The organism is Arthrobacter sp. AQ5-05 (assembly GCF_003287975.1).
Lineage (GTDB): Bacteria > Actinomycetota > Actinomycetes > Actinomycetales > Micrococcaceae > Paeniglutamicibacter.
Window position 1 is genome coordinate 51635 of record NZ_QMKQ01000020.1, and the last position, 26917, is coordinate 78551.

Genomic DNA, 26917 nt, shown 5'->3' on the forward strand with positions numbered 1-26917 from the left:
TACGCTCGAGGTATGTCGCGCCAGCCAAACGCATCCACCAGCGGGTCCCCGGCGGGCCTTTCCGCGCCGCTATACCGTTGGGTCACCGCCGGGATGTTCGCGCTGGTCGTCCTGGTCGCGTTCGAGTCCCTGGCCGTCACCACCGTGATGCCGCTGGTCAGTGAGGAACTGGATGGCGCGTCGCTGTATGCCCTGGCTCTTGCCGCGCCCATGGCCAGCGGGGTGATCGGCATGGTGGCCGTGGGGAGCTACTCCGACCGCCATGGGCCCTCCGTCCCGCTGTACGCGTCCGCTGCGCTCTTCGTGCTGGGGCTGCTGGTGTGCGGCCTGGCCCCGGGCCTGGAGGTGCTGGTGGCGGGGCGACTGGTGCAGGGGCTTGGGGGCGGGGGCATCACCGTGGCCCTGTATGTGGTGGTGGCCCGGGTTCTTGTCCCGCGCCTGCACCCGCAGATCTTTGCGGCCTTCGCCGTCGCCTGGGTGGTTCCCTCGCTTGTCGGCCCGTTCGCCGCAGGGCTCGTGGCGCAAACCATCGGTTGGCGCTGGGTGTTCCTCGGGGTGGTGGGCCTGGTGGTCCTGGCGATGGCCGCGGTCATGCCTTCGGTGCACGCGATGGGAGGTGCTCAGAATCCCGCGGCGGACTTCAGCTGGAGGGCGCTGGGCTGGGCCGGGTTGGCGGCCGCAGCCGTGCTGGGCATGAACCTGCTGGCCCGGGTTCCGGCGCTGGGCCTGGTGCTCATGGGCATCGCGGTGCTGGTGGTGCTGGTTGCGGTGCGGCCGCTGGTGCCGGACCGGACGCTGCTGGCCGGGCGCGGGCTGCTGGCCACGATCCTGGTGCGCGGCCTGGCCGCCGCAGCGTTCTTCGGCACCGAGGTTTATCTTCCATATCTCTTGATGGACCGCTTCGACCTGTCCCCGGCGGTTGCCGGCCTCTCGCTGACCGGCGGTGCCGTCTGCTGGTCCGTGGGTTCGGCCATCCAGGGGCGCATGGGGGAGTCGTTGGACAATGCCCGGGCCATGTTCATCGGCTCGGCGCTCGGAGTGGGCGCGATCTTGCTGGTGCTGGGCACCGCGGCGTTCCACCTGCCGGCGATTGTCGCGATCCTCGCGTGGGCCATGGGCGGGGGAGGCATGGGGCTGGTGTATCCGCGGCAGAACGTGCACATGATCGCGCTGTCCACCACCGTGAACCAGGGCTTCAATTCCTCGGCGCTGGCCGTGTCCGACTCGCTGGGCTCCGCCATGGACCTGGCCGCGGGCGGGCTGGTCTTCGGGGCCTTCAGCGGCAACGACTCCTTCGTGGCGGTCTTCGTGTTCACCGCCGCCATCGGCGTGGCACTGCTGGTGCTCACCCCAAGGGTGCGCAGCAGCACCGAGGCTTCCACCCGCTGCCGAAGATCTCCGCACCCGCCTCCCGCGCCCTGGCCGCGGCCGGGATCACGACCCTGGAACAGGCAGCCGCATACGGCCAGGCCGCGCTGCTTCAGCTCCATGGCTTCGGGCCCAGGGGCATCGGGATCCTGCGCGAGGCCCTGGCCGGGCTGGGGATGGAGCTGGCGGACTGATCCGTCCTGCGGGCTATTCCTGCGGCAGGATCCGCAGGTGCTCGCTGGTGGGCTTCACCAGGTCGGCGTCGAACTCGTGGTGCTTGAGCAGCCAGGCCTTGATGTAGGGGCAGACGGCCACGATCTTGTGCCCCTGGCCCACGGTGTCCTTCAGTGCCTCGGCGGCCAGCTTGGAGGCCAGGCCCTGTCCGGCGTAGGACTCGTCGACGAGCGTGTGGAAGAAGACCCGATCGATGCCGCCGGTGGTTTCCAGCTCGCGGTAGTGGGCCGCCCCGATGGTCTTTTCGCCGTCCAGCAGCGCATAGCGCTGGCGTTCCGGGCGGTGTTCGATGCGGATCTCGCTCATGCTTTGCTTCCTTGCGGTGTGGTGGTTTTCAGGGGGTGCCGAAGAGCCTGCCGAAGAAGCCCTTGGGCTCGCTGCCATCGGGGTCGATGAACACGGCCCCGAACCCGTCGTAGGTGCCGCCGTGTTTTTCGGTGATGGCGTGCACGCCGCGCAACGCTTGTTCCGCGCTCTCGACGTCCAGCGGTTGTTCCCGGTAGACCCGCAACAGGTACCGGGAGTTGGCGTCCTGGCCGCCGGACCGGTCGACGTCCCAGCCGGAACGCTCGTAGTGGTCCGCGGCCTCGGTGACCTCGCGCAGCGAGCGGAAGGAAACGAAATGCTCCATCTCGCGCTTGGCGTCGAGCTGGTCGCCCAGCGCGGCGCGTTCGGCCAGGGCTCGGCGCAGCTTGGCCAGTTCCTCGATCAATGACATGTGGGTTTCCCTCCTCTCCTTCTGCTCTTTGTGCTGCCTGCGTGCGCCCGCGGCCCGCCGCATGGCCGGCTTTTAACTCAGTCGCGGGGTCGCAACCTCACCATGGGCAGAACCGGTGCCGGCAACGGATCGGGTTCGCCCGCCGGGAAGTCCCCGAAGCGCCTGGAGGTGGTGTCCCCGGGCTCCGCGCCGATCTCCGCCTGCCACTGCCTGCGGTACTCGACAACTTCCTCGTGGGTGCGACCCACGAAGTTCCACCACATCAGGATCTGTTCGTTGAGCGGTTCCCCGCCAATGAGCAGGGCCCGCACGGGCTGGGCGCCGGCGCTCAAGGTGATTTCCTGGGAGCCCGGCGGCAGGTAGGCCAGGTGGTCCACGGGGAGCTCGTCGACCCCGACGCTCAGGGTCCCGGAGTCCAGCAGCACCCCGTGCTCATGGTGTGCCTTCACAGCCAGCCGGATGGAGGTGCCGGGCTGCAGCAGGATCTCGGCACCCACCAGCTCGGTGTGGGTGTCCACCGGGGAATGCGAGTGCAGGTCGGCGCCGCGCGGGTTCAGCGCGGTCAGTCCGCCGAGGAACACGCTGACGCTGAAGCCGTCACCGACAAGCGGCTCGGGCCGGTAGTGCGCGAAGGTCGGTGGCATGTGCCGCGCCGAATCGGGCAGCGCGACCCACAACTGGGCGCCGTGTAGCACCGTGGTGTCGGGAGTTGAGAACTCGGAGTGGCTGATCCCGCGGCCGGCCGTCATCAGGTTCACCTCGCCGGGGCGCACCATGGCATGGAAACCGGCCGAATCGCGGTGCTCGATCTCCCCGGTGAACAGCCAGGACACGGTCTGCAGGCCGGTGTGCGGGTGGCGGGGGACCTTCATCCCGCCGGATTCGCCCACCGGGTCGGGACCGTAGTGGTCAAGGAAGCACCAGGCGCCGATGAGGCTGCGCTGTTTTTGCGGCAGGGTGCGGCGCACATCCATGGCGCGCGGCCCGCCGAGCGGGACGTTGCGCGGAACCAACAGCTCGATCCCGGCATGGGTCTTGTCTGCCCCGCAAACCATCTCGTCGGGGGCGGCCTCGAGGTTACTCATGTCCCCAGCGTAGTGCCGGGGCAGGCTTTAGGCATCCCCTGCGCCGCGGTGCCGGGCAGGTGCGGCGCAGGTACTCGGTGACGGGCATCGGGTGCCCCGGCGTAGCTACGCCGCCGGGACCGTTTGCTTCCCGGCGCGCAGCCAGCGCACCAGGCCGGCGAGCATCAACACCGTGGTGCCGGCCCAGGCCGCTGACGCGACCCACACCCCGACCTCGCCGACGCCCACCATCACCGCGACGGATTCGCCGCGGCCAAAGGCGACGGACGCGGCAGACATCATGCCCAGCGGGAAGACGATGGCCCACAGCCCGGTCTCGTAGCGCACCGGGTAGCGGCGCATCCCGTGCCGCCAGATCCCGAAGACCACCAGCAGCGGGATCCACCACAGGCCCAGCGCCCACAGCATGTAGCTGGCGCCGGCGACGAACACCGCGGTGCGCACCATCACCGGCAGGTCGGCGGGCATGGCCAGCACCTTCGCCCCGGCCAGCACCGTGATCGCTGTGGCTCCCATGAAGATCCAGTAGGTCGGACTCAGGTTCTCGGGGCGGTTGGGAAGGGTCAGCAGCCGCAGGGTCACCAGGGTGCCCACCAGCAGGTACAGCACCAGCCCGATGCCCCAGGCAGCGACGGCCGCGGCCCCGGCCAGCTCGTTGTGGGTGTTGCGGGCGATGACCGCCAGGGCGTTGGCCATGGACTGGGTGGCGACCACCCAGAGGAACCAACTGCCGTTGGCGTCCTGCAGGATCGGGGTGGAGCGGTCGCGCAGCAGCATCGAGGACGGGATCCCGTAGTTCAATCCCACCCAGAACACCCCGGCCACGATGGCCAGGGCCACCGCCACGGAAGGCGTCCCGGCCATGTCGAAGCCCAGGCCCAGCACGTTGGCCCCGGCCACGATGGTGAAGAACCCGAAGGTCTTGGCCGGGTTCGCGAGGTCCTTGAGCAGGGGGCCGGGGTGGGCGATCGCGCGCCAGGCCAGTCCCGCGCAGAGCAGTGCCCCGGCGGCCGCGGCGATCCACAGCAGCACCGAGGCGGAGGTTTCGCGGCCCACCAGGGACAGCGCGGCGGACAGGATGCCGGTGGCCATGACGAAGGAGAACGCTGCCGGCGGGAAGTCCTTGATGACCGCATCCAGCCGCCGGTGCGCGCGCCGCAGGTGCCCGTCCGGTGCGGCGGCGGCGGGCGGTGGTGGGTTCATGGGCGGCACGTGGGCTCCTTCGGGCAAGACACCCTGCCAGATTATCGCGGACGCGCGCCCCGGGGCGGCTATCCGCCGGCGACCGACTGCATGATCAACACGTCCTGCCCCGGAGATACGGTCGAATCCAGGCCTTTGAGCCTGCGGATGTTGTCCGGCCCGACGAAGATGTTCACATAGCGGCGCACCTGGCCGCGCTCGTCGCGCACCCGGCGGGCAAAGAGCGGGTAGCGCTCGCCGAGCGCATCCAGGATCGACCCCACGGTCCCGTCCTCGGGGAGCGGGACCTGCAGGCTGCGTTGGCCCTCCAGCGCGTTGGCCAGCACCGAGGGCACCTCGACCGTCACCATCGTCATTGCGCGGCCCCGGCGAATTGCGCGGCGCGGACGCTGAGCACGTCGGGCAGGCGCGTCGCGACGGTGGCAAAGTGCGCGCCCTCGTCGTTGCTGGCGAAGACCTCCCCGCCGCGGGTGCCGAAGTAGACGCCCACGGAGCCGGGATGCTCGTCCACCGCGGCCGCGTCGCGCAGCACGACGTTGTATTCCGCGTCGGGCAGCCCGTTGTGCTGCTCGCGCCAGCTGTTCCCGGCATCGGTGGAACGGTAGACCGACAGGCGCCCGCCCACCGGGATGCGCTCGCCCTCGCCCTGCAGGGGGATGGTCCACACGGTGCCGCCGGTGCGCGGGTGGGACAGGAAGACGAAGCCGAAGTCGGCGGGCAGCCCGTCGGCGATGCTGATCCATTCATCGCCCGAGTTGTCGGTGCGGTACACCCCGCCGTGGTTCTGGGCGTAGAGCCGGTTCGGGTCCTGCGCGTCGGCGGTGATGTGGTGGACGCATTGGCCGAATTCCGGGTACGGATCGGGGTCGAATCCCACCCGAATGCCCTTGTTGCGCGGCTCCCAGGAGGTTCCGCCGTCGGTGCTTCGGTACACCCCGCCGGTGCTCATGGCAGCGTGGATGGTGTTCTCGTCCCGCACGTTGGGGACGATGCTGTGCACCGCGGCGCCGCCGAAGCCGGCGCCCCACTGGCTGCGGTGCGGGTGGTCCCACAGCCCGCGGTTGAGCTCAAAGCTTTCCCCGGAGTCGGTGGACCTGAAGACGGAGATCGGTTCGCAGCCGGCCCACACCACCCCGGGGCGTTCGGCGGTGTCGGGGCGCAGATGCCAGATCCGGGCCAGCGCGGTGTCGGTGTCGGCGGGGAACTTGATGGCACCCTGCTCGGGTTCGGACCAGGTGGCGCCCGCGTCGTCGCTGTAGACGACGGTCGGTCCCCAGTGCCAGTCGTTGACCCCGGCCAGGATGCGGGTCCGCCCCTCCCGGGTGTCGATGGCGACGGAGGGGACCTCGAGGTTCAGGAAATGGGGTCCGTTCAGCGTCCAGGTCTCGCGGTCGGTGCTTTCGGCGAGCCAAAGGCCCTTCTTGGTGCCGATGGCCATGATGGTTCGTTGGTCGTTGTCCATGGCAAACAGTGCAACACCGCAGCGGGCTTGATTCAAGGCCTGGAGCCCACCGCTTCTGCACAAGATGATTCACCTTTAGTTTCACGGTGATGCGGTTCCGCCCGTCACGGAAGTGACACATTCGGGTCGATTTCAGGGGCCCGATCACCATGGGTGGGCAGCGGAGGGCCGAGGGATCGTCGATCCGCGCCGGGAGGAAGGGCCTCGGCGGGCGGGGATCGCTCTGGGCGGTGCGGAATACCGGCCATGCCGCAGATGAACTGGATTTCGGCTGATGTAAATTCCATCAACATTCCGCTGTGTGAAAACTAAATACTCCCTTGTGAAAGAATGTGATCCGGGTTACGTTACTTGGGAGCTTCCCGCCGTGGGGATTCTTCAGGAATGGATGAAACCGTGAGAATAACGTCAGGTGCCAATGTGGCACGATCGGATGTCCGGCAGAAAAGGGCGCCGATCTACAAGTCGCTCTTTTTCCAGCTTGCACTTGCCGTTGTAGCAGGGGTGCTCATCGGGCACTTCTGGCCCACGGTGGGTTCGGCCCTGCGGCCGCTTGGCGACGGCTTCATCATGCTGATCAAGATGATCATTGCCCCGCTGATCTTCCTGGTGATCGTCACCGGCATCGCCGCCGTCGGCGACGTCAAGGCCGTGGGCCGCGTCGGGGTCAAGGCGCTGATCTACTTCACCGGCGCAACGCTCTTCGCCCTGGTCTTCGGACTGATCATCGGCAACATCGTCCAGCCGGGTGTCGGGCTCAACATCGACCCCGCCACCCTGGACGGCGGGGCCCTGGCGGAAAAGACCGGCGAGGCCAAGGACGCTGCCAGCTTCATCCTCGGCATCATCCCGGTCAGCGTCATCGGCGCCTTCGCCGACAACATCCTGCTCCAGGTCCTGTTCTTCTCCGTGTTCTTCGGCGCCGCCATCGTGGTCGTCGGCCAGGAACGCTGCGCACCGGTGCTGAGCCTGTTCGAGATCATCCTGGAACTCATCTTCAAGATCATGAGCTGGATCATGCGGGTTGCCCCGCTGGGCGCACTGGGGGCCATGGGCTTCATCATCGGCCAGTACGGCATCGAAACCCTGGGCACCTACGCCAAGCTCATCGTTGCCTGCTACGTGGCCGCCCTGCTGTTCATCGGCATTCTGTTCATCATTGCCTGGATCGTGGCACGGGTTCCGCTGTGGCAGTTCATCCGCTACACCCGCGAGGAATTCCTGCTGGCACTGGGCACGGCCTCGACCGAGGCTGTCATGCCGCGCATCATGACGAAGCTGACCAACGCCGGTTGCTCGCGTGCAACCACGGGCCTGGTTGTCCCCACCGGATACTCCTTCAACCTCGACGGCGCGGCAATCTACCTCTCCATCTCGTTGCTCTTCCTGGCCCAGGCCTTCGGCCACGACCTGACCTTCGGCCAGCAGCTCGGAGCGCTCGGAGTCCTGCTGCTGACCTCCAAGGGTATGGCCGGGGTCCCCGGCTCGTCCTTCCTCGCCCTCTCGGCCACGGCCGCAGCACTCGGGATCTTCCCGGTTGCCGGTGTCGCCCTGCTGCTCGGTGCCGACCGCATCATGGACTCCATGCGCGTGGCAGTGAACCTGCTGGGCAACTGCGTGGCAACCTTCGTGGTGGCCAAGTGGGAAGGCCAGTTCGACCGCGAGGCCATGGTTCGTGCCTTCGCCGGGGAGATCACCAACGAGGACAGCGCCATCATGCTCGGCGAAGAAGACGAGTTCCACGTCGAAGAAGAGCTGCGCCTGGCCGAGGGCGGGGAGCCGTCGCCGAAGTTCGCCGGCGGACCCACCCGGGGCTCGGCTCCAAGTATCCAGATGTCCCACGCAGAACGCCTTCTGGCGGCCAGCGGGGCACCGGAACGCACGGAGTAGCGCCGACTCCTGGCAGCAAGAAGCCATCCATGCAGTGGACCGAGGCATTGGTGTCCGCTGCATGGATGGCTTTCTTAACGACGGCCCCGCCCTGGTTCCTGGCGCCTATGCCTCCGCGGTGAACGCCCAGAACCTTGCGGCGTCCACGGACCGGTATGCCCCCAGATGTCCACGTCTACGATGCGTCGGGAAAATTTGAATTCGTGGGTGCCGGGACCTGGCGGGCGATGGCGGCCGACTGGTTCGGTTCCCGGGGCGCCGAAGCGGTGCGGGTGGATTTCTCCGATGTCCGGGTGCTTGCCGGGGAGAAGGTGGCGATGCTTTCGGCCGCGGCAACGTTTACCGCATTCTCTGCCGATGGCAGGAAGCTGCGCTCGTTGACCAACAGGATGACCATGGGACTGGAACTGCGCGATTCGAGGTGGCTGGTCGTGCACGAGCATTCGTCCCTGCCGGTCGACATGGAAACCGGCCGGGGGATCTTCGGGGAATAGCCCCCTGTCGCACGAGGCGACCTGTTGCCCGGGACAAGGACTGGTTGGCCCCCCGGGGAGCTTTTTCGGGGCCCTGTTTTCGGGTCTTGCGTTGTGTCCCCTGCGGCGTGGGTGCGGTGTGGCGGATGGGGGCGCCGGTATGGAAAGCTGGATCAATGATGCCGCAGAACCCGGACAATGCCCGACGGCGGTTTGCCACCGCAGCCATGGCCGGCGTCGCCGTTTATGTCCTGGTCGACGTGGTGCTCCAGTTCCTGCCCCCGCACTACAGCGTGGTCAGTGACGCCGAAAGCAACCTGGCGGTGGGTCCGTTCGGGTGGATCATGAACCTGAATTTCCTCGGCCGGGCCGTCACCACCCTGTGTGCCATCGTGGCCATCAACAGGATCGATCCAGCCTCCGGGTTTCGACGGACCGGGGCGCTCCTGATGGCCGCCGGGGGCCTGTGCTCGGCGGCACTGGCCTTCTTCCCGACCGACGTTGATGCCGGGTCCGGCCTGCACGCGGTGACGACGGCGGGCACCGTGCATCTCTATGTGGCCGGCGCCGGATTCCTGGCCGCGCTGGCCGGCATTCTCGTGCTGACCCGCTGGATGCGCTCCGCCCCGGAGCTGGAAAATGCCTACCCTGTGGCGTTGATTCTTGCGGCGGTTACTGCCGTCGGGCTCGCATCGTTGGGGCTGGCCGCCGCCGTTGGGCAGGATTTGCTGGGGTTCGCCGAGCGGTTCTGTCTGGCCGGACTGCTCGGCTGGGTGCTGGTGGTGTGCAGGGCCATCAGGAGGTTGCCCCTGGGGACCTGGCCGGCACCCACGGTTCTTCCGGGAGGGGATCCTCTGTCCGAGGGGACGGTCGATCCCGGCCGGGGGATCTTCGGTTCCTAGCCCCCGCGCGGACCGTACATGATCAACCCGACCCCGGCCAGGGCGATGGCGGCCCCGGCGATGTCCCAGCGATCCGGGCGGAAACCATCCAGGAGCACCGCCCAGAGCAGGGATCCGGCGATGAAGACCCCGCCGTAGGTCGCCAGGATGCGGCCGAAGTTGGCGTCGGGCTGGAACGTGGCGACGATTCCATACAGTCCCAGGGCGATGGCTCCGCCGCCGATCCAGAGCCAGCCGCGGTGCTCGCGGATGCCCTGCCACACCAGCCAGGCGCCGCCGATTTCCAGCAAAGCGGCAACGCCGAAGAGCACGATTGATTTCAACACGGTCATGCCCGCAATCCTTTCATCTTCTTCCAAGGGGTGTTTGCCCCCACAGAAGGGGCCCGCCATTCGGCTCGCGGCCCGAATCGAGGTAACCTCGTGCGCATGGATATGGGCGAACTGGTTATTGAACGTGAATTTTCCGCTCCCCGCGGTGCGGTGTGGGCGGCCTTTACCGAGCCGGAAATCCTGGCCGAATGGTTTGGCCCCGAGGGCTGGGGCGTGCACGTGGATACCGTGACCATCGACCCGCGCGTGGGTGGCCTCCAGAAGTTCGTGATGCACCTGCTGGAGGACCCGACCAAGACCTCTCCGGTGCACGCGACGTTCACCGAGGTCCGTGAGCACGAGCTGCTGGTCGGGGAGGACGGGCCGCACGAGATGACCCTGAACCTGGTCATTGAAATGCGTGTCGAGTTCGCCGACTGCCCCACGGGCACCGCGCTGCGGATCACCCAGGGCCCGCTCCCGGCCGAGGTCCTGGAACCGGCACGTGCCGGCTGGGAATCCTCGTTCACCAAGCTTGACCGCCTGTTCGCCCTGCACCTTTAGCAGGCGCCGTTCCTAGCCGCGACCGACAAACGGCATTCCGGCCGCGGTGATCGTGACCTGGTTGACGGACACCTCGGCGGGGGCGGAGGCCATGAACTCAATGGCTGCCGCGGCATGGTCCATGTCGAAAGTGGGCTCCACCTTGCGGCTGCCGTCGGACTGCAGCGCCCCCGAGGTGGCACCGACATCCTTCATCATGTCCGAGGCGGCATTGCCGATGTCGATCTGCGAGCAGGTGATGCCGTAGGGGCGGCCATCCAATTCAATGGACTTGGTCAGACCCGTGATTGCGTGCTTGGTCACCGCATATGCGACAGATGCCGGACGAGGCACCTGGGCACTGATTGAACCGTTGTTGATGACACGCCCGCCGCCGGTATCCTGCATGTGCCTGAACGCGGCTCCGGCGCAGTACATGGCGCCGCTGAGATTGACGGCGCAGACTTCCTGCCACTGCTGCGCGGTGAGCTCACCGATGGTTGCGGACGGCCCAAAGATCCCGGCATTGTTGAAGAGCACATCGATCTTGCCAAAACGCTCGATTCCCGCGTTGAAAAGCTGCTCGACTGCTACCGGGTCGGTGATGTCGGCGGGCACCACAAGGGCATTGGGGTGCCCGGCGGCACTTTGCTCCAGCTGGAGTTTGCGGCGACCTGCCAAGACGACATTCCACCCCGCGTTGAGCATCCGTCCGCTGAGGGCCTTGCCGATTCCGGAACCGGCCCCGGTGACCAGGATGGTTCGAGCGGAGGGTGCGGCAAGTTCCTTGGGTGCGGTCAACGGGATCATCCTTTGGAAATAAAGTTGTCGTTTTTGGTGGTTGCGGGCAGGGATCTGCCCGTGGGAGGACTTTGGTTTCCAGACTACCGAAGCCGCAGCCGAGGCGGCTGGATGGCTGAAGCCATGCACAACGAACGGTGACGGCTTTTCGCAGCATTTCGGGACATGCCAACGGTGGGATTCCGTGGCTGTGCCTGGAATCCCACCGTGGTGTTCATGATGCCTGGAGGTCGTGCGTCGGGGCCCACGGGGACCGGAGCGACCGCTCGGATGGCCCAGGCCGGGACCGGCGGTTAGCTGCGTGCGGTGCGGAAACGCGACCAGAAACCGATGCGCGTCTTGGAGCCTCGCGGACCGCGGCTCATGTCGGGGTCGAGACCACCGATGGGGTGGAACATCCCTGTGCTTAGCGCCGTCGAGAGCTCCGGAACGACGCGCGGGGTATTCTCGCTGGTTGCTTCAACGATGGGCTGGGTGATCTTCATGCGTTCCTCCTCTAAACGGCGAGATTCCAAGATATGAAATCTTAATATTGCTTGGTGAAATTAAGTATGTAGGTGATTCGGCGGAAAGGCAAGGGGTCGGCGTAATTTATTTCACACCCGGGCCGGCGCCGATGCTGCGGGGCGAACCGAAAGATTTTCGACAGACCCCTTGACGGAACGGCTGTGATGCGGGTTACATGGTGTGAACACGAAGTTCCACCATCCAGAAACATCGAGTCGAATCCGATTTCCAAAATCGGTTGTAAGGGTGTTCAGCCCTGGATGGTGCAAGCAACTCAAGCAGGATGAAAGAGCTGACCACCCCATGAACATTTCCCGTTTCAATGCACTCGACTCGAACGCCGCGGCTGCTGTCCTTCAACCATGTGCCGACATTGCTCGCTGGGTTGAAGCCATTGTTGCTGCCCGTCCGTTTGCTTCGGCCAACGAACTCCTGGAAACCGCCGCAACGGCCGCATTCCCCTTCACCGAAGCGGAAATCGACGCAGCCCTGGCCCGTCACCCCCGCATCGGGGAACGTGCCGCCGGCTCCTCGGCCGAAGCCACGCTCAGCCGCGGCGAACAATCCGGCCTGGACATCGACGAGCGGATAGCAGCAGATCTTCTGGTTGGAAACCGCGCCTACGAAGAGCGGTTTTCCCGCGTCTTTCTCATCCGGGCAGCGGGACGAACCAGCGAAGAAATCCTTGCCGAACTGCACCGGCGCCTCGACAACGACCCCGCCACCGAGGTGGCGGAAGTCGGCGAACAGCTGCGTGCCATCGCGCTGTTGCGCCTCACCTCGGCCTTCGACGCCGTCCCCGCGCCCTAGAAAGCGCCCCTGAACATTCTTCACTTCCACTCATCGAACCCCAAAGGAGTCTTTTGATGAGCGCCACCCAGACTGAACGCAGTCACATCACCACCCATGTACTCGACACCGGGACCGGGAGGCCTTCCTCCGGTGTCAAGGCCACGCTGGAAGCCAAGGCGGCATCCGGCTGGCAAGAAATCGGAATCGGGGTGACCGACCGCGACGGGCGGATCGCGAACCTCGGCCCGACACAGGTTGAAGCCGGGCACTACCGGATCACTTTCGATACGGGTGCCTACTTTGGAAAGACGGGCACGGAAACCTTCTTTCCCGAGGTGGTGATCGGCTTCAGTATCACGGACACGGCCGATCACTACCACGTACCTCTTCTTATCAGCCCGTTTGCATTTTCCACGTACCGAGGGAGCTAAAAACCATGACTACATTTGCATCCGAATCAGCGACCGGGACCGAGACCGGCAGCAAGATCGTCTTGGGTTCGAACCAATACGGCAAGGCCGAGGTGCGCCTGGTCAAGATCACCCGCGACACCAAACGCCATGAAATCGAGGACCTGAACGTCACCTCGCAGCTGCATGGAGACTTCCTTGCGGCCCACATCGACGGGGACAACGGCCACGTCGTGGCCACCGACACCCAGAAGAACACCGTCTACGCCTTCGCCCGCGACGGCGTGGGCTCGCCCGAGGAATTCCTTGCCCGCCTGGGCAGGCACTTCACCAGCGAATTCGACTGGGTCACCGGAGGCCGCTGGGCGGCCGAGCAGTATTTCTGGGACCGCATCCAGGACCACGACCATGCCTTCTCGCGCAACAAGTCCGAGATCCGCACCGCGGTGCTGGAAATCCGCGACGGAGAGACCTCGGTGCTGGCCGGCATCCGTGACCTCACGGTGCTGAAATCCACGGCCAGCGAGTTCCGCGGCTTCCCGCGCGACAAGTACACGACGCTGCAGGAAACCGATGACCGGATCCTGGCCACCGACGTGACTGCGCGCTGGCGCTACAACAGCGGGACCGCCGCCTCCGGCGGCATCGACTTCAACGCGGTCTACGCCTCGGTGCGCGAGCTGCTGCTTGCGGGGTTTGCCGCCACCCACTCCTACGCGCTGCAGCAGACGATGTTCGAGATGGGCAAGGCCGCGCTCGAGGCCCACCCGGAAATCGAGGAGATCAAGTTCTCGCTGCCCAACAAGCACCATTTCCTGGTTGACCTCTCGCCGTTCGGCCAGGACAACCCCAACGAGGTCTTCTTCGCGGCTGATCGCCCGTACGGCCTGATCGAGGCGACGATCACCCGCGAGGGTGTTCCCGCCAACCACACCATCTGGGAAAACACGCCCGGTTTCTGCTAGTCGATGAGGTTTCGGGGGTGCCGGCGCTGCCACGTGGGCACCCCCGATTCATCGCAACCATCAAGGAGTTCAGACATGAAGGCTGCGCAAGTCAAAAGTACTACACTCCGTCCCGAGGACGAGCGGTTGCCCCTGGGCAAGACCATCGCCTACGGACTCCAACACGTACTGACCATGTACGGCGGAATCATCGCCCCGCCGCTGATCATCGGCGGCGCCGCCGGGCTCACCCCCGAGCAGATCGGCGTGCTTGTCGCCAGCTGCCTCTTTGTCGGCGGGCTGGCCACGATCCTGCAAACCGTCGGCGTCCCGTTCTTCGGGGCCCAGCTCCCGCTGGTCCAGGGAACCTCCTTCGCCTCGGTCTCCACCATGGTGGCCATCGTCAACGGCGACGGTGGCCTGCAATCGGTCTTTGGCGCCGTGCTTGCCGCCTCGCTGATCGGCTTCCTGATCGCGCCCTTCTTCGCCAAGATCGTGCGGTTCTTCCCGCCGGTTGTCACCGGCGTGGTGATCACCATGATCGGGCTTTCGCTGACCCCCGTGGCGGCAAACTGGGCCATGGGCGGCAACGCCAAGGCCGATGACTACGGGTCCTTGGCCAACATCGGGCTGGCCGGCTTGACGATGCTGATCGTGCTGCTGCTCTCCAAGGTCGGCAAGGCCGCGATCTCGCGCCTGTCGATCCTGCTGGCCATGGTCATCGGCACCATCATCGCCGTGTTCCTGGGCATGGCCGACTTCTCCGCGGTGCCCCACGGGTCGATCTTCGCCTTCCCCCAGCCCTTCGCCTTCGGCTGGCCGATCTTCGAGATCGGCGCGATCGTCTCGATGACAATCGTTGTGATCGTGATCCTCACCGAAACCACCGCCGACATCCTCGCGGTGGGCGAGATCGCCAAGACCCGCGTCGACTCCAAGCGCATTGCCGACGGCCTGCGCGCCGACATGGCCTCGAGCATCCTGGCTCCGGTCTTCAACACCTTCACCCAGAGCGCGTTCGCGCAAAACGTCGGACTGGTTGCCATCACCGGGGTCAAGTCCCGCTTCGTGGTCACCGCCGGTGGCGGCATCCTGGTGGTGCTGGGTCTGCTGCCGATCCTCGGCCGCGTGGTCGCAGCGATCCCCACCCCGGTGCTGGGCGGGGCGGGCATCGTGCTCTTTGGCACCGTTGCCGCCTCGGGCATCCGCACCCTGGCCAGCGTGAAGTACGAGAACAACCTGAACATGATCATCGTGGCAACCTCGATCGCCTTCGGTGCACTGCCGATCGTGAAGACGGATTTCTACGACCAGTTCCCGACCTGGTTCGCCACCATCTTCCACTCGGGCATCAGCTCGGCGGCGGTCATGGCCGTGCTGCTGAACCTGTTGTTCAACGAGCTGACGTTCGGCAACCCCAAGAAGAATGCTTCGGCCTTTGTAGCTGCACCGCCGCGCATGCTCATTGCCGAGCAGATCCCGCGCATCGTCAAGGCCGAGGAGGTCCGCGGGCTGCTCGAGGGCGACCACTTCAAGTCCGGGAGGCTCATTGACGCCGCCGGCGAGGAAATCCCCGTCGTGGACGACGACGAATTCAAGGGCATCGTCGAGGACTACCGCAAGAAATGCGCGGAGGCCGGGGTACCCTGCCCGGACGAGTCCGAATTCGTTCGTTCGGGACCGGCTTCGCCGCCGCACCACTGAGACAAGGGTACGGCCATCGAATTAAACTCCAAGGCGGTCCGGCCGGAAGCAGGGAACCAGGTTCCCCGCCTCCGGCCGGACCGCCTTGCGGTGCTTGTACCGGGTCTAGCCCGTGGTGACGGCCAGGGCCGCGGACAACTGGGCCGTGGCGGCGCGCAGGTGGGGTATCGCCCGGGAAGCGAATTCGTCGGTGACGCGGGTGACGGGCCCGGAGATGGAAATGGCCATCGGGGTGGGTGCCCCGGGTACCGACATGGCCAGGCAGCGGACGCCCAGCTCCTGTTCTTCCTCGTCGATGGCGTACCCGCGGGCACGGACCTCGTTGAGTTCGTCGAAAAGCTGGTGCATGGTGCTGATGGTCTTGGGGGTGTGTGCCGGCATTCCGGCCTGGTTGACCAGGCGCTGGACGCGGTCGTTCTCCATGACCGAGAGGATGGCCTTGCCCACGCCGGTGCCGTGCAGCGAGGAACGGCGTCCGACCTCGGTGATCATGCGCATCGCGTGCGGGGACTGGGCCTGGGAAATGTAGGTGACCATGTCGCCGTCGAGCACCGCGATGCTGGCCGATTCGCCCAGGTCGTTCACCAGGGTCTGCAGGATCGGGGTGGACAGTGCTCCGAGCTGGCGGTTGGCGACCTCGCCGAGGCGGATCAACCGCGGGCCCAGGGCGTAGCGCCGGTTGTTGAGCTGGCGCACGTACCCAATGCCGACCAGGGTGCGCAGCAACCGGTGGATGGTGGGCAACGGGAGCGGGGTGTCCACGGCAAGTTCGCTCAGTGCGGCCTCTCCGCCGGCCCTGCCAATGAGTTCGAGCAGCTCGAAGGCGCGCTCGACGGACTGGACGCCCGGTGTCGTCTTTGGTTCGGCCATGGAGATGCTCCTGATGTCGGTGGTGCGCGGAGGGGGAATCCCGGTCCGGCGGTCCCGCAAACGGGCGGGTTGCCAAGTCTTACGTTACCGGAGCCGGGGCTAACTTTTCCGCAATCCGGAAGTTTTCATGAAAAATCTAGTGATGCAGTCCACAGTAAGGCTTGTAATTTCACTGAGTAGATAATAGTATCCACTATACGGAAACATTTTCAGGAGGACGAAATGGCTGTACCAAGCCCAGGCTACTCAGTGACGTTGCGTGTTGAAACGCCCGTCTCCATCACGGCGACCACCGAATTGGCTGCCGCAGTCGGCCGCGCAGGCGGCTCCATCACGGCACTTGACGTGGCCGAGTCCGGTCACGAGACCATGGTCGTCGACGTCAGCTGCAACACCACCGACGCCGAGCATGGACAGATCGTCCGCGACGCGCTGAACGAACTTGAAGGCGTCACCGTCCGCAACATTTCCGACCGCACCTTCCTGATGCACCTGGGCGGGAAGCTCGAGGTCGTCCCGAAGGTCGCCCTGCGCAACCGCGACGACCTCTCCCGGGCATACACCCCGGGTGTGGCTCGCGTGTGCATGGCCATCGCCGAGAACCCCGAGGATGCCCGCAACCTCACCATCAAGCGCAACACCATTGCCGTGGTCACCGACGGCTCGGCCGTCCTGGGCCTGGGCAACATCGGCCCGGCCGCAGCCCTTCCGGTCATGGAAGGCAAGGCAGCGCTGTTCAAGCAGTTCGCCAACGTCGACGCCTGGCCGGTCTGCCTGGACACCCAGGACACCGAAGAGATCATCATGATCGTCAAGGCACTCGCCCCGGTCTACGGCGGTGTGAACCTCGAAGACATCGCGGCTCCGCGCTGCTTCGAGATCGAGGCCCGCCTGCGCGAGGAACTGGACATCCCGGTCTTCCACGACGACCAGCATGGCACCGCCATCGTCACCCTTGCGGCGCTGACCAACGCGCTGCTGGTGGTCGGCAAGCAGATCGACACGGTCCGCATCGTCGTCTCCGGCGTCGGCGCAGCAGGCAACGCCATCATCCAGCTTCTGGCCGCACGCGGCGCGAAGAACATCATTGCCGCAGGTCGCAACGGAGCGATCAGTGCCGCGGATGTCTCTGCCGACCCGCACCGCCAGTGGCTCGCCGAGAACACCAACCCGGAGCAGTTCACCGGAACGCTCAAGGAAGCCGTTGTCGGAGCCGATGTCTTCATCGGCGTTTCGGCACCGAACGTCCTGGACGAGGCCGACATCGCAGCCATGAACAAGGACGCCATCGTCTTTGCCATGGCCAACCCGGACCCGGAGGTCGACCCGATCGCCGCCGGCCGCCACGCAGCAGTGGTTGCCACGGGTCGTTCCGACTTCCCGAACCAGATCAACAACGTGCTGGCCTTCCCGGGCTTCTTCCGCGGACTACTCGATGCACGCGTTGCAGACATCACCGACGAAATGTTGTTGGCCGCAGCCGATGCCATTTCCGCCCGCGTAAGCCAAGATGAACTTAACCCGGGCTTCATCATCCCGTCCGTCTTCGACCCGCATGTGGCCGCAGACGTCGCCGAGGCCGTCACCACCGCGGCCGCGAAAAACAAGTAGCAAGAAAGTCTGGTCCACCACCATGAGCATCACCCTGACCCACACCCCGGCCGTTGCAAAGGCCGATGAGATCCTCTCCACCGAGGCGCTAGCGTTCGTGGAGAAGCTGCACGAAAAGTTCGCATCCACCCGCGAACAGCTCCTCGAGGCACGCACCGCCGCGCGCGCCGAGGTAGCAAAGACCGGAACCCTGGACTTCGATCCGGCCACCGCGCAAGTCCGCACCGGCGACTGGAAGGTCGCGCCGGCACCGGCGGCCCTGCAGGACCGCCGCGTGGAAATCACCGGCCCGGCCACTCCGGCCAAGATGGCCATCAACGCCCTGAACTCCGGGGCCAAGGTCTGGCTCGCGGACCTTGAGGACGCCTCGACCCCGACGTGGCACAACGTCATCGACGCACTGGTGAACCTCACCGCCGCCGCCGCCGGCACCCTGTCCTTCGAGGATGCGGGCAACGGCAAGTCCTACGCGCTGCGCACCGACGCGCCGCTGGCCACCGTCGTGGTCCGCCCGCGCGGCTGGCACCTGCCCGAGGCCAACGTGCTCATCAACGGCGCACCGGCAGTGGGCGCACTGGTCGATTTCGGCCTGCACTTCTTCCACAACGCCAAGGTTCTTTCGGAAAAGGGCCAGGGCCCGTTCTACTACCTGCCCAAGATGGAGTCCCACCTCGAATCCCGCCTGTGGAACGACGTGTTCTCCTTCGCCGAGGCCGAGCTGGGCATCGAACACGGCACCGTGCGCGCCACCATGCTCATTGAGACCATCACCGCTGCATTCCAGATGGACGAGATGCTCTACGAGCTGCGCGACTACGCCTCGGGCCTGAACGCAGGACGCTGGGACTACCTCTTCTCCATCATCAAGTACTTCCGGGAGGCCGGCGACGCCTTCATCATGCCCGATCGCGCCGACGTGGCAATGACCGCCCCGATGATGCGCGCCTACACCGAACTCCTGGTGCAGACCTGCCACAAGCGCGGAGCCTTCGCGATGGGCGGCATGGCCGCCGTCATCCCGAACCGCCGCGAACCCGAGGTCACCGCGGCGGCATTCGACAAGGTCCGCGCGGACAAGACCCGAGAGGCCAATGATGGCTTCGACGGTTCCTGGGTGGCACACCCGGACCTGGTCCCGGTCTGCGTCGAGGTCTTCGACTCCGTGCTCGGGGACAAGCCGAACCAGCTCGACCGCCAGCGCCCGGAAGTCAACGTGACCGCCGCACAGCTGCTCGACGTCGCCTCCGCACCGGGCTCGGTCACCGAGGCCGGGGTCAACACCAACCTCTACGTGGCCGTGGCCTACACCGCAGTGTGGCTCTCGGGCACCGGCGCCGTGGCCATCCACAACCTCATGGAGGATGCGGCAACCGCCGAGATCTCGCGTTCGCAGATCTGGCAGCAGATCCACAACAAGGTCGTCGCCGCGGACACCGGCAACACCATCACCGCCGAGCTGGTCGCCAAGGCCCTCGAAGCCCAGGTTGCCAAGCTGCGTGGCGAGGTCAACGACGAGAAGACCTTCAACGCCTACTACGCACCGGCAGCGGACCTGATCGGCCGCCTGGTCTCCGGGCGCGACGAGGACTTCGAAGACTTCCTCACCCTGCCGGCCTACCGCCTGTTGAGCACCGAGCTGGTTTCCAAGTGAGTGGCGCGGGAGTGCTGAACGCCGCGGCACTGGCAAGCATCGAAAGCGACCTGGCCGCCACCGACGAACTGCTGGAAAAGGGCTACCCGGGCGACGACGGACGGCGCCAGCCGATCCACACCGCCTACGTCCCGGCCGACCGCTTCACCCCCGAGCTGCCCGCGGTCTGGGGCGCAGCGGCGCTGGCAAAGGCCGGCGGCGTGTCCGGACTGGCCACCCTGGCCGAGAAGCTGGGGCTGTCGCAGCCCGGCGAGCTGGCAACGCTGGTTGCCGCGAAGCTCGGCAGCGAACCCATCGAGGATTTGCGCCTGGACTTCGAGGACGGGTACGGGGACCGCGGTGACGAAGCCGAGGACGCCGCGGCGGTTGCCGCCGCCGAGCAGGTCGTCAAGGCCGTTGCGGCGGGCGCCGCCCCGCCGTTCATCGGCATCCGCTTCAAGTGCTTCGAGGCGCCCACCCGGGCGCGAGGACTGCGCACCTTGGATCTGTTCGTTTCCACGCTGGCCCGCGCCGGCGAACTGCCCGAGGGCCTGGTGCTGACCCTTCCGAAGGTCACCACCATCGCCCAGGTGCGGGCCATGGTCTTCGTCTGCGAGCAGCTGGAGGCGGCCCACGGGCTGCCCGCCGGACGCCTGCGCTTCGAGGTCCAGATGGAAACCCCGCAGCTGATCCTCGCGGCCGACGGCACCGTGCCCTCCGCCGCGCTGATCCACGCCGGGGCAGGCCGCGTTTCCTCGCTGCACTACGGCACCTACGACTACTCGGCCTCCCTGGGCATCGCCGCGGCCTACCAGTCCATGGAGCACCCGGCAGCGGACTACGCCAAGAACGTCATGCAGGTGGCCATCGCCGGCACCGGCGTGCACATGTCCGACGGCTCGACCAACATCCTGCCCCTCGGCGATGCCGAACAGGTCGAGGCCGCCTGGGCGCTGCATGCCCGACTGGTGCGCCGCCACCTGGAACGCGGGATCTACCAGGGCTGGGACCTGCACGAAAACCAGCTGGTCACCCGCTACCTGGCGACCTACGCGTTCTACCGCGAAGGCTTCGCCGCCGCGGCGACCCGCCTGCGAAACTATGTGCACCGACTCGAATCGGCCATCATGGATGAACCGGCAACCGCCAAGGCGCTGGCCAACTTCATCCGCCGCGGGCTGATCTGTGGCGCACTCACTGCAGAGGAGATCACCTCGCAGGCCGAAATTTCACTGACCACCCTTGAAGCCATCGCGCTCGCGCGAGCAACACAGACGGAGGACTCGAATGCCTAAGACCCAGACTCGTGCCGAGGCAAGCTATTACACGAACTACGGTGGACACCCGCCGCAGACCGACCTGCTCTCCGACCGCGCCATCGTCACCGAGGCATACACGGTCATCCCGCGCGGCGTGCTGCGCGACATCGTCACCTCGGTCTTCCCGGAGTGGACCGGAACCCGTGCATGGGTCCTGAACCGCCCGGTTGCCGGCGGCGCCACGACCTTCGCCCAGTCCATCGTCGAGGTCAACCCGGGCGGCGGCTCGGATAACCCGGAGCCGCAGGCCGAGGTCCAGTCCTTCATCTTCGTGGTCTCCGGTTCGCTGACCGTGACCATCGACGGCCAGGTCCAGACCCTGGAAGAGGGCGGGTTCGCCTTCGCCCCGGCCGGTGCCAACTGGTCGGCGCACAACAACGGCGTCGAGGTTGCGACCTTCCACTGGATCCGCAAGCGCTACGAGGTCCTGGCCGGCGTCGCCGCTCCGGGCCCGGTCTTCGGCAACGAGCGTGACATCGAGCCCGGTGCCATGCCGGAAACCGACGGCAAGTGGCGCACCACCCGCATGCTCGATCCCGAGGATGTCGCCTTCGACTTCGGTGTCAACATCGTCACCTTCGAGCCGGGCGCATCGATCCCGTTCGCCGAGACCCACGTCATGGAGCACGGCCTGTACGTGCTCGAGGGCAAGGCCGTCTACCGCCTGAACGCTGACTGGGTTGAGGTGGAAGCGGGCGACTACATGTCGCTGCGCGCCTTCTGCCCGCAGGCTTGCTACGCCGGTGGACCGTCGAACTTCCGCTACCTGCTGTACAAGGACCAGAACCGCCAGATCGCGCTGTAAAGCAGCCGCATCGAAACCGTCTTGGGGCGGTATGACGGACAAGGCCGGTTGCGTGCCAGTTCCCCTCTTCCTGGGGCACGCGACCGGTCTTTCTGATGCCACGATGGGTTCCTGGGTTCCTGGGTGCCTGGATGGCTCGGCGGATAAACAGGGAAACTCCCCGGAAGTAGAACCCTATGGTTCAAGCTTCCGGGGAGTTTCCCTGTGGAACGCGAATACCCGTGCGTGCTGGGGGATCAAACCCCGGCGGTAATCACTGCCTGCGGAACGAAGGCAGCCAGCGGCTCTGCACCTTCGTGGGAGTGGCCCCAGTAGCTTTCGGCGGTGATTTCCTCCGAGGTGTAGTAGGCCTCGTCAACCAGCATGCCGTCGGTGCCGAATTCGATATCCCAACCGCCCGGTGCACGAACATAGAACGAAACCATTTGGTCGTTGGTGTGTCGCCCCAAGGATGCGGTGATGTTGAAGTCCATCTGGCGGACCTTGTCGTAGGCGCGGCCCACGGTGTCCAGGTCCTCGACCTCAACCATCAGGTGGACCAGGCCCGGTGCTTCTCCGTGCGGGGCCGGGCCCATGGCCAGCGAGTGGTGGCGCTGGTTGCATCCGTAGAAGCGGAACCGGGTCGCCGGACGCTCCGGGCCCAAGCGGACGGCGCCGCGCGGCAGGAAGCCCAAGACCTCGGTGTAGAAGGAAGTGGTTTCCTCCATCTTGGTCGTTGGCAGCACCACGTGACCCATGCCTTGTGCGCCTGTCACAAACTTCTGGGCGTAGCCGGTCTTCAGTGGGCTGTGGTCCAGCCGGGGGCCAAAGAAGATCTCCACTGGGGTTCCGGCAGGGTCGGTGAAGGTGATGACCTGCTCCAGACCGCGCTGGTCATTTTCCTCTTCGGTCAACCAAGTCACTGAGAAACCGGCATTTTCCACGTCCTTGGCCACTGCGGCAAGGGCGAAGTTGTCACGAACTTCCCAGCCGACGGCCACGACGCGGTCGGAATCGCCGGGGAGCACGATCAGGCGCGCCTCACGTTCGTCCATGCGCAGGTAGATGCCCTCCGGGTCTGGACCGACGGTCTCGGCAAAGCCAAGGCCTTCGAGCGTTAGTTCACGCCAGCGGGCAATGTGCTGGGTCTGGACCTTCAGGTAGCCTAGGCCACGAATATGAGTCATTTTCTTCCTCGCTAATGGTTATTCGAGATTCGATGGTTGGGGAGGGGGCCATGCCCTATGGAGTGACCCCAAATAGAAGTCGGGGTGAACTCCAGCAGGGAACTCACCTAGGGATAGGTCAAGAGACGGGCACTGGCTGAATACAGTAGCCATGGGCCTTTTCAAAGAGTGCCCGTTGGCGTACCCCATCGGACTTGAGCCATAAGATGTCGGCGGAATCGACCACAGCGTCGACGTAGCCGGTTCGGATGATTTCTCCGTCCTTCTGCACATGGACCTGTTGGCCTACCAAGCCTTTCCAGCCGGTGTTCTGCAACATGGTGTTTCCTTTCCGCGTTGTATTGGTTGTCGTGGCTCATAATGAGTGGGTTTAGACGGCGGAAGCGAGATGCACCGGCGGTTCCAGCCCGATTTCGGTCAACACCGCGGCGTGGTAGCTTGGGCCCGGGACGTGGATGGCGTGCGCGGTGCCCATGTGGGCGTCCCGCCAGAAGCGCTGGATGGGGTTGTTCATGCGCAGGCCGTTGCCGCCCGAACGCGCCAGAATGGTATCGATGGCTGCGGTGGCGCGCCATGCTGCCTGAATCTGGGTGCGGCGGCCAACGGCGCGTTGCTCCATGGAGATTTCCTTGCCGGCGGCCACCGTATCGTAAAGGCGGTTGATGTTATCTAGCAGGGAGACGCGGGAAGCACGGATTTCTCCGGCAGCCTCACTGACCGCATACATGGTGTACGGATCTTCGACACTCTTGAAGCCATTGATCTGTACGCGATTACTCTGGTAATCAAGATGCGCTTGCAAGGCGCCCTCGGCGATGCCCACGACCGCGGCGGTCAGGCCCTGCGGGAAGATGCTGTAGAACGGCAGACGGTGGATCGGTTCGGTCTTGCCGGCATCGCGGGCAACCTTGCCGGAGAACAAGTCTGTTTGATCGACGACGCGATATTCGGGAACAAACACATCATTGATGATGACGTCCTTGCTGCCGGTTCCCTTGAGCCCAACCACGTCCCATGAGTCATCCACGATCGTGTAATCGGAGCGTGGAACTACCACGTGGAGGAAACGTGGAGGCATGATCTTTTCACCGGAACGGTCTGCGAGGAACGCGCCAAGTATGACCCAGTCCGCGTGATCGGTGCCGGTGGAGAACTGCCAGTGGCCGGTGAACTTATAACCGCCATCAACCGGGGTAGCAACACCCATTGGAGCGTAAGGGGAAGAAACCCATGTTTCGTCATCCGCGCCCCAAATTTCTTCCTGAAGCTTAGGTGACATGAGTTCAAGTTCCCACGGGTGTACACCCACGACGCCGGCAACCCAGCCGGCCGAACCATCGAGGCTTGCCATTTTCATGACCATCTCGGCGAATTCTGCAGGATGCGCGCGCGTTCCGCCGTATTCAGTCGGAGCCAGAAGTTTCATAACCCCGGACTGCCGCATGATCTCAACTGACTTCTCACTGAGTTTTCCAAGGCGCTCATTGACCTCGCCTTCGGCGCGAAGCTCTGCTGCGCGTTCGGTGAGTACATCGGTGGTGGCAATGGTGGTCATGGGGTTATTTCTCACTTCCTCATAAGGCGACTGCACGCCGCTGTTATGTATGAATCTAAATGGCTCACACATCCGAGGGTGATCCATGTCTCACCTATTGGGATCATTGGTTTTGATGCTTGCCGGCAGGCATTTCGCGCACCTTGATGGGAATGTGCGCCCGTGCATCCCGGTCAACGGGATCATCGCAGATTCTTGTTGCTTTGCGGATTAAGGTTCACAAAAGACCATTGAGATCTACGTCACGAGGAGATGCGAGAAATGACTGTCGACCTTCGCCATACACCGGGCTCATTGCCTAGCCTCAGTGCTGAATCAACCCTGCGTGAGCTACAGACCGAACGTGGCGTACTTCGCTACCACGAAGCAGGAGAGGGTCCACCGCTGGTCTTCCTGCATGGTTCCGGCCCCGGAGTCACCGGATGGAGAAACTTCGGGGGAGTCCTCGACGCCTTCGCCGAACACTTCCACTGCTACTTACTGGAATTCCCTGGCTTTGGAGTGAGCGATCCTACCGACCTGCATCCCATGCCGGCAGGCGTCCAGGCGGTTACCGACCTGCTCGACGGCCTGGGCCTTGAACAGGTGGATATCATCGGCAACTCCATGGGCGGGTTTGTGGGAACCCAGTTCTCCATCGAGAACCCGGCGCGCGTACGCCGTTTTGTCACGATCGGCGGCATGGGACTTGGCATCTTCGGTGCGTTCCCGGCCGAAGGCATCAACCTCTTGGTCGAATTCACCGAGGACCCCACCCGCGAGCGGCTTGTCCAGTGGTTGCGTTCCATGGTGTTTGACCCGAACATGGTCACCGAGGAACTGATTGAAGAACGTTGGGCCCAGGCAACCGATCCGCAGACGCTGGAAAGCGCACGCCGGATGTATAGCAGGGCCGCCATGAAGGCAATGATCGAGGCGACTGCGGCCACCGATGCGCCGCCGGCCTGGGCCACCTTGCACCGGCTCAAGGCCAAGACCTTGATTGTCTGGGGGCGTGATGACCGGGTGTCGCCCGTAGACGGCGCCTTGGTGCCGATGCGCACCATTCCGGATGTTGAATTGCATATCTTCCCCAACTGCGGGCACTGGGCCATGATCGAGCAGAAGGAAGCCTTTGAAAGCACGGTGCTGAGCTTCCTGCGCCGCGGTGGGGAGGCTGCATCATGACAAGCACGCTGAGCACCCCTCGAATCACCGGGTTGCAGGCCCGCGTGGTGGAGGTGATCCGGGAAACCTCGGACGCGCACACATTGGTGCTGGAGCCCGGCAAAGGCTTTGAGGAAAACTTCAGCTACAAGCCCGGACAGTTCCTGACATTGCGGATTCCCAGCGACCGGGAAGGCGGCGCAGCCCGCTGCTACTCACTGTGCAGTTCTCCGCAGCAAGATGAAAAACTGAAGATCACCATCAAGCGCACCCGTGACGGCTACGGTTCAAACTGGATTTGCGACAACGTCGAGGCCGGTCAGCTGCTGGAGGTGCTCAAGCCGGCGGGAACCTTCGTGCCCAGCTCACTGGACGGGGACTTCCTGCTTTTTGCCGGCGGCAGCGGGGTGACCCCGGTGATGTCCATCCTGAAGTCGGCGCTCATTGCCGGCACGGGGCTGGTGACCATGGTCTATGCAAACCGTGACGAGCAGAACGTCATCTTCAAGGACGAACTCATTGCCTTGACGAAGCAGTACTCGGGCCGGGTCAATGTCATTCACTGGCTCGAAAGCGTCCAAGGCATTCCGGACCGGGCCTCGCTCACCGCTTTGGCCGGTCCTTATCTGGACCGCGAAGCATTCATCTGCGGCCCGGGCCCGTTCATGGACGCCATTGAACAGGTGCTGATCGGCGCCGGCATGCCGAACGAACGCATTCATATTGAACGTTTCAGCTCGCTGACCACGGATCCCTTTGCGCCGATCGACATTGTTGTTGACGAGGACGCAACGGATAACCGGGTTGTTGAAGTCCAGATCAATGGCCAGACCAGCACCGTGCTTTGGCCGCCAAGGAACAAGCTGCTCGAGGTCCTGCTGAACGCCGGAATCGACGCACCGTTTTCCTGCCGCGAAGGCTCCTGCAGCGCCTGCACCTGCATCCTGGTGGAGGGCGAAGTCACCCTGGACCGCAATGAGGTCCTGGAACCGGAAGATCTTCAAGACGGCTACATTCTTGCCTGCCAGGCGCGGCCCGTCAGCGACAAGCTGAAGATCACTTACGACGAGTAAAAGACCGAACAACGGTTCCGGCCCGTGCCCGAGATCCTCTTGGCGGCTAACGCCGAGGGGGCTTTGGGTGCGGGCCGGGGTTCTTTGGCCAGGGGATCGGCCGCCATGTGGATTTTTTGCTGCCGGCAGGCGGGTGGAAAGTGAAGCCCTCATGTTGCGAGGGCCGCTGCAGGCCGGGACGAATCGAAGCAGCGCATCCTGTGATGCGCTGCTGGCCGGCGGTGGTGCCGGGGCAATGTGGGCGCGGCACGGGGGCGCACCCGCTGTTTGGGCTGCTCTGGATATTTCGGACAGTGGTGCCCCATGAAATGATGGGGTTCACCGGAATGAGGAATCACCGAAATGTCACCAACACGACGCAGGTTCAGCCAGGAATTCAAGGATGAACTGTGCCG

Annotated in this window: 27 protein-coding genes and 1 pseudogene; 15 read left to right on the forward strand and 13 right to left on the reverse strand. The window is 65.0% G+C overall.

Annotated elements, in window-relative coordinates; translation table 11 throughout:
• Positions 1-147: 147 nt before the first annotated feature.
• Positions 148-1086: pseudogene (locus DQ353_RS15655) on the forward strand (MFS transporter); the annotation flags it as partial.
• Positions 1087-1575: 489 nt separating this feature from the next.
• On the opposite strand, the gene DQ353_RS15660 reads toward DQ353_RS15655, so the two are convergent.
• The 6 genes from DQ353_RS15660 to DQ353_RS15685 form a co-directional block, all read right to left on the reverse strand.
• Positions 1576-1986, reverse strand: coding sequence for a GNAT family N-acetyltransferase (locus DQ353_RS15660; RefSeq protein WP_113763920.1), 411 nt, complete (start codon positions 1984-1986; stop codon positions 1576-1578).
• Positions 1937-2320 carry a ribonuclease E inhibitor RraB gene (locus DQ353_RS15665; RefSeq protein WP_181578434.1) on the reverse strand — a complete coding sequence of 128 codons (384 nt, stop codon included), beginning with the start codon at positions 2318-2320 and terminating at the stop codon, positions 1937-1939. Before DQ353_RS15665 ends, DQ353_RS15660 begins: the two co-directional genes overlap by 50 nt.
• A gap of 77 nt (positions 2321-2397) precedes the next feature.
• Positions 2398-3405 (reverse strand): pirin family protein, encoded by a 1008-nt coding sequence (locus tag DQ353_RS15670; protein ID WP_113763860.1) that lies wholly within the window; start codon positions 3403-3405, stop codon positions 2398-2400.
• Positions 3406-3510: 105 nt separating this feature from the next.
• Positions 3511-4608 (reverse strand): tellurite resistance/C4-dicarboxylate transporter family protein, encoded by a 1098-nt coding sequence (locus tag DQ353_RS15675; protein ID WP_113763862.1) that lies wholly within the window; start codon positions 4606-4608, stop codon positions 3511-3513.
• A 68-nt stretch (positions 4609-4676) separates the two neighbouring features.
• The gene (locus tag DQ353_RS15680; protein WP_113763864.1) at positions 4677-4964 is read right to left on the reverse strand and encodes a MoaD/ThiS family protein; all 288 of its coding nucleotides are present in this window, start codon (positions 4962-4964) and stop codon (positions 4677-4679) included.
• Positions 4961-6070 (reverse strand): WD40/YVTN/BNR-like repeat-containing protein, encoded by a 1110-nt coding sequence (locus DQ353_RS15685; protein WP_113763866.1) that lies wholly within the window; start codon positions 6068-6070, stop codon positions 4961-4963. Before DQ353_RS15685 ends, DQ353_RS15680 begins: the two co-directional genes overlap by 4 nt.
• Positions 6071-6472: 402 nt before the next feature.
• Between DQ353_RS15685 and DQ353_RS15690 the strand changes: the two genes are divergently transcribed.
• From DQ353_RS15690 to DQ353_RS15700, 3 genes are all read left to right on the forward strand, one after another.
• Positions 6473-7960, forward strand: coding sequence for a cation:dicarboxylate symporter family transporter (locus tag DQ353_RS15690; protein WP_502696408.1), 1488 nt, complete (start codon positions 6473-6475; stop codon positions 7958-7960).
• 155 nt (positions 7961-8115) lie between these two features.
• Entirely contained in the window at positions 8116-8454 is a 339-nt protein-coding gene (locus DQ353_RS15695; RefSeq protein ID WP_113763870.1) for a nuclear transport factor 2 family protein, read from the forward strand.
• A gap of 155 nt (positions 8455-8609) precedes the next feature.
• Positions 8610-9335, forward strand: a complete 726-nt coding sequence (locus tag DQ353_RS15700) for a DUF998 domain-containing protein (RefSeq protein ID WP_181578435.1) — start codon at positions 8610-8612, stop codon at positions 9333-9335.
• Here the strand turns inward: DQ353_RS15700 and DQ353_RS15705 are convergent.
• Positions 9332-9667 (reverse strand): YnfA family protein, encoded by a 336-nt coding sequence (locus DQ353_RS15705; RefSeq protein WP_113763874.1) that lies wholly within the window; start codon positions 9665-9667, stop codon positions 9332-9334. The two genes, DQ353_RS15700 and DQ353_RS15705, sit on opposite strands and share 4 nt — an antisense overlap.
• A gap of 96 nt (positions 9668-9763) precedes the next feature.
• On the opposite strand from DQ353_RS15705, the gene DQ353_RS15710 reads away from it, so the two are divergent.
• A complete protein-coding gene (locus DQ353_RS15710; protein WP_113763876.1) occupies positions 9764-10210 on the forward strand; it encodes an SRPBCC family protein in 447 nt (148 codons plus the stop codon).
• Positions 10211-10222: 12 nt separating this feature from the next.
• Here DQ353_RS15710 and DQ353_RS15715 read toward each other — a convergent pair whose 3' ends face one another.
• Positions 10223-10990 (reverse strand): SDR family oxidoreductase, encoded by a 768-nt coding sequence (locus DQ353_RS15715; RefSeq protein ID WP_286166849.1) that lies wholly within the window; start codon positions 10988-10990, stop codon positions 10223-10225.
• Between the two features lie 293 nt (positions 10991-11283).
• A complete protein-coding gene (locus DQ353_RS15720; protein WP_113763880.1) occupies positions 11284-11475 on the reverse strand; it encodes a hypothetical protein in 192 nt (63 codons plus the stop codon).
• Positions 11476-11800: 325 nt separating this feature from the next.
• Here DQ353_RS15720 and uraD point away from each other — a divergent pair, with 325 nt between their 5' ends.
• From uraD to DQ353_RS15740, 4 genes are all read left to right on the forward strand, one after another.
• Entirely contained in the window at positions 11801-12307 is a 507-nt protein-coding gene (gene uraD / locus DQ353_RS15725) for a 2-oxo-4-hydroxy-4-carboxy-5-ureidoimidazoline decarboxylase (protein ID WP_113763882.1), read from the forward strand.
• A 56-nt stretch (positions 12308-12363) separates the two neighbouring features.
• Complete coding sequence (uraH, locus tag DQ353_RS15730; RefSeq protein WP_113763884.1) at positions 12364-12720, forward strand: hydroxyisourate hydrolase; 357 nt, start codon at positions 12364-12366, stop codon at positions 12718-12720.
• A 5-nt stretch (positions 12721-12725) separates the two neighbouring features.
• Complete coding sequence (pucL, locus tag DQ353_RS15735; protein WP_113763886.1) at positions 12726-13664, forward strand: factor-independent urate hydroxylase; 939 nt, start codon at positions 12726-12728, stop codon at positions 13662-13664.
• 75 nt (positions 13665-13739) lie between these two features.
• Positions 13740-15347, forward strand: a complete 1608-nt coding sequence (locus DQ353_RS15740) for a nucleobase:cation symporter-2 family protein (protein ID WP_113763888.1) — start codon at positions 13740-13742, stop codon at positions 15345-15347.
• Between the two features lie 105 nt (positions 15348-15452).
• Here the strand turns inward: DQ353_RS15740 and DQ353_RS15745 are convergent, their stop codons facing one another.
• Positions 15453-16217, reverse strand: coding sequence for an IclR family transcriptional regulator (locus DQ353_RS15745; RefSeq protein WP_113763890.1), 765 nt, complete (start codon positions 16215-16217; stop codon positions 15453-15455).
• Between the two features lie 222 nt (positions 16218-16439).
• Here DQ353_RS15745 and DQ353_RS15750 point away from each other — a divergent pair, with 222 nt between their 5' ends.
• From DQ353_RS15750 to DQ353_RS15765, 4 genes are read left to right on the forward strand one after another with little or no spacing between them, the layout of a single operon-like run.
• Complete coding sequence (locus DQ353_RS15750; RefSeq protein WP_113763892.1) at positions 16440-17828, forward strand: NAD-dependent malic enzyme; 1389 nt, start codon at positions 16440-16442, stop codon at positions 17826-17828.
• Positions 17829-17850: 22 nt separating this feature from the next.
• Positions 17851-19479 (forward strand): malate synthase A, encoded by a 1629-nt coding sequence (gene aceB / locus DQ353_RS15755; protein WP_113763894.1) that lies wholly within the window; start codon positions 17851-17853, stop codon positions 19477-19479.
• On the forward strand, positions 19476-20753 hold the full coding sequence (locus DQ353_RS15760; RefSeq protein WP_181578436.1) for a DUF6986 family protein: 1278 nt from the start codon (positions 19476-19478) through the stop codon (positions 20751-20753). Before aceB ends, DQ353_RS15760 begins: the two co-directional genes overlap by 4 nt.
• The gene (locus DQ353_RS15765) at positions 20746-21582 is read left to right on the forward strand and encodes a bifunctional allantoicase/(S)-ureidoglycine aminohydrolase (protein WP_113763898.1); all 837 of its coding nucleotides are present in this window, start codon (positions 20746-20748) and stop codon (positions 21580-21582) included. Before DQ353_RS15760 ends, DQ353_RS15765 begins: the two co-directional genes overlap by 8 nt.
• Positions 21583-21818: 236 nt before the next feature.
• Here DQ353_RS15765 and DQ353_RS15770 read toward each other — a convergent pair whose 3' ends face one another.
• The 3 genes from DQ353_RS15770 to DQ353_RS15780 all read right to left on the reverse strand — a co-directional run bounded on the left by DQ353_RS15770 (position 21819) and on the right by DQ353_RS15780 (position 24303).
• A complete protein-coding gene (locus DQ353_RS15770; protein WP_113763900.1) occupies positions 21819-22748 on the reverse strand; it encodes a VOC family protein in 930 nt (309 codons plus the stop codon).
• Positions 22749-22866: 118 nt separating this feature from the next.
• Positions 22867-23067 (reverse strand): hypothetical protein, encoded by a 201-nt coding sequence (locus tag DQ353_RS15775; protein ID WP_113763902.1) that lies wholly within the window; start codon positions 23065-23067, stop codon positions 22867-22869.
• Positions 23068-23118: 51 nt separating this feature from the next.
• The gene (locus DQ353_RS15780) at positions 23119-24303 is read right to left on the reverse strand and encodes an acyl-CoA dehydrogenase family protein (protein WP_181578437.1); all 1185 of its coding nucleotides are present in this window, start codon (positions 24301-24303) and stop codon (positions 23119-23121) included.
• Between the two features lie 261 nt (positions 24304-24564).
• On the opposite strand from DQ353_RS15780, the gene DQ353_RS15785 reads away from it, so the two are divergent.
• Positions 24565-25470 carry an alpha/beta fold hydrolase gene (locus tag DQ353_RS15785; protein ID WP_113763904.1) on the forward strand — a complete coding sequence of 302 codons (906 nt, stop codon included), beginning with the start codon at positions 24565-24567 and terminating at the stop codon, positions 25468-25470.
• Complete coding sequence (locus tag DQ353_RS15790; RefSeq protein ID WP_113763906.1) at positions 25467-26522, forward strand: ferredoxin--NADP reductase; 1056 nt, start codon at positions 25467-25469, stop codon at positions 26520-26522. Before DQ353_RS15785 ends, DQ353_RS15790 begins: the two co-directional genes overlap by 4 nt.
• The last annotated feature ends 395 nt before the right edge of the window (positions 26523-26917 follow it).

What these genes read in the sequence shown, in the direction of transcription:
- DQ353_RS15660 (WP_113763920.1), bottom strand. Translation starts at nt 1,986, where the DNA reads ATGGCAGCGAGCCCAAGGGCTTCTTCGGCAGGCTCTTCGGCACCCCCT.
- DQ353_RS15665 (WP_181578434.1), bottom strand. Translation starts at nt 2,320, where the DNA reads ATGTCATTGATCGAGGAACTGGCCAAGCTGCGCCGAGCCCTGGCCGAA.
- DQ353_RS15670 (WP_113763860.1), bottom strand. Translation starts at nt 3,405, where the DNA reads ATGAGTAACCTCGAGGCCGCCCCCGACGAGATGGTTTGCGGGGCAGAC.
- DQ353_RS15675 (WP_113763862.1), bottom strand. Translation starts at nt 4,608, where the DNA reads ATGAACCCACCACCGCCCGCCGCCGCCGCACCGGACGGGCACCTGCGG.
- DQ353_RS15680 (WP_113763864.1), bottom strand. Translation starts at nt 4,964, where the DNA reads ATGACGATGGTGACGGTCGAGGTGCCCTCGGTGCTGGCCAACGCGCTG.
- DQ353_RS15685 (WP_113763866.1), bottom strand. Translation starts at nt 6,070, where the DNA reads ATGGACAACGACCAACGAACCATCATGGCCATCGGCACCAAGAAGGGC.
- DQ353_RS15695 (WP_113763870.1), top strand. Translation starts at nt 8,116, where the DNA reads ATGCCCCCAGATGTCCACGTCTACGATGCGTCGGGAAAATTTGAATTC.
- DQ353_RS15700 (WP_181578435.1), top strand. Translation starts at nt 8,610, where the DNA reads ATGATGCCGCAGAACCCGGACAATGCCCGACGGCGGTTTGCCACCGCA.
- DQ353_RS15705 (WP_113763874.1), bottom strand. Translation starts at nt 9,667, where the DNA reads ATGACCGTGTTGAAATCAATCGTGCTCTTCGGCGTTGCCGCTTTGCTG.
- DQ353_RS15710 (WP_113763876.1), top strand. Translation starts at nt 9,764, where the DNA reads ATGGATATGGGCGAACTGGTTATTGAACGTGAATTTTCCGCTCCCCGC.
- DQ353_RS15720 (WP_113763880.1), bottom strand. Translation starts at nt 11,475, where the DNA reads ATGAAGATCACCCAGCCCATCGTTGAAGCAACCAGCGAGAATACCCCG.
- uraD (WP_113763882.1), top strand. Translation starts at nt 11,801, where the DNA reads ATGAACATTTCCCGTTTCAATGCACTCGACTCGAACGCCGCGGCTGCT.
- uraH (WP_113763884.1), top strand. Translation starts at nt 12,364, where the DNA reads ATGAGCGCCACCCAGACTGAACGCAGTCACATCACCACCCATGTACTC.
- pucL (WP_113763886.1), top strand. Translation starts at nt 12,726, where the DNA reads ATGACTACATTTGCATCCGAATCAGCGACCGGGACCGAGACCGGCAGC.
- DQ353_RS15740 (WP_113763888.1), top strand. Translation starts at nt 13,740, where the DNA reads ATGAAGGCTGCGCAAGTCAAAAGTACTACACTCCGTCCCGAGGACGAG.
- DQ353_RS15745 (WP_113763890.1), bottom strand. Translation starts at nt 16,217, where the DNA reads ATGGCCGAACCAAAGACGACACCGGGCGTCCAGTCCGTCGAGCGCGCC.
- DQ353_RS15750 (WP_113763892.1), top strand. Translation starts at nt 16,440, where the DNA reads ATGGCTGTACCAAGCCCAGGCTACTCAGTGACGTTGCGTGTTGAAACG.
- aceB (WP_113763894.1), top strand. Translation starts at nt 17,851, where the DNA reads ATGAGCATCACCCTGACCCACACCCCGGCCGTTGCAAAGGCCGATGAG.
- DQ353_RS15765 (WP_113763898.1), top strand. Translation starts at nt 20,746, where the DNA reads ATGCCTAAGACCCAGACTCGTGCCGAGGCAAGCTATTACACGAACTAC.
- DQ353_RS15770 (WP_113763900.1), bottom strand. Translation starts at nt 22,748, where the DNA reads ATGACTCATATTCGTGGCCTAGGCTACCTGAAGGTCCAGACCCAGCAC.
- DQ353_RS15775 (WP_113763902.1), bottom strand. Translation starts at nt 23,067, where the DNA reads ATGTTGCAGAACACCGGCTGGAAAGGCTTGGTAGGCCAACAGGTCCAT.
- DQ353_RS15780 (WP_181578437.1), bottom strand. Translation starts at nt 24,303, where the DNA reads ATGACCACCATTGCCACCACCGATGTACTCACCGAACGCGCAGCAGAG.
- DQ353_RS15785 (WP_113763904.1), top strand. Translation starts at nt 24,565, where the DNA reads ATGACTGTCGACCTTCGCCATACACCGGGCTCATTGCCTAGCCTCAGT.
- DQ353_RS15790 (WP_113763906.1), top strand. Translation starts at nt 25,467, where the DNA reads ATGACAAGCACGCTGAGCACCCCTCGAATCACCGGGTTGCAGGCCCGC.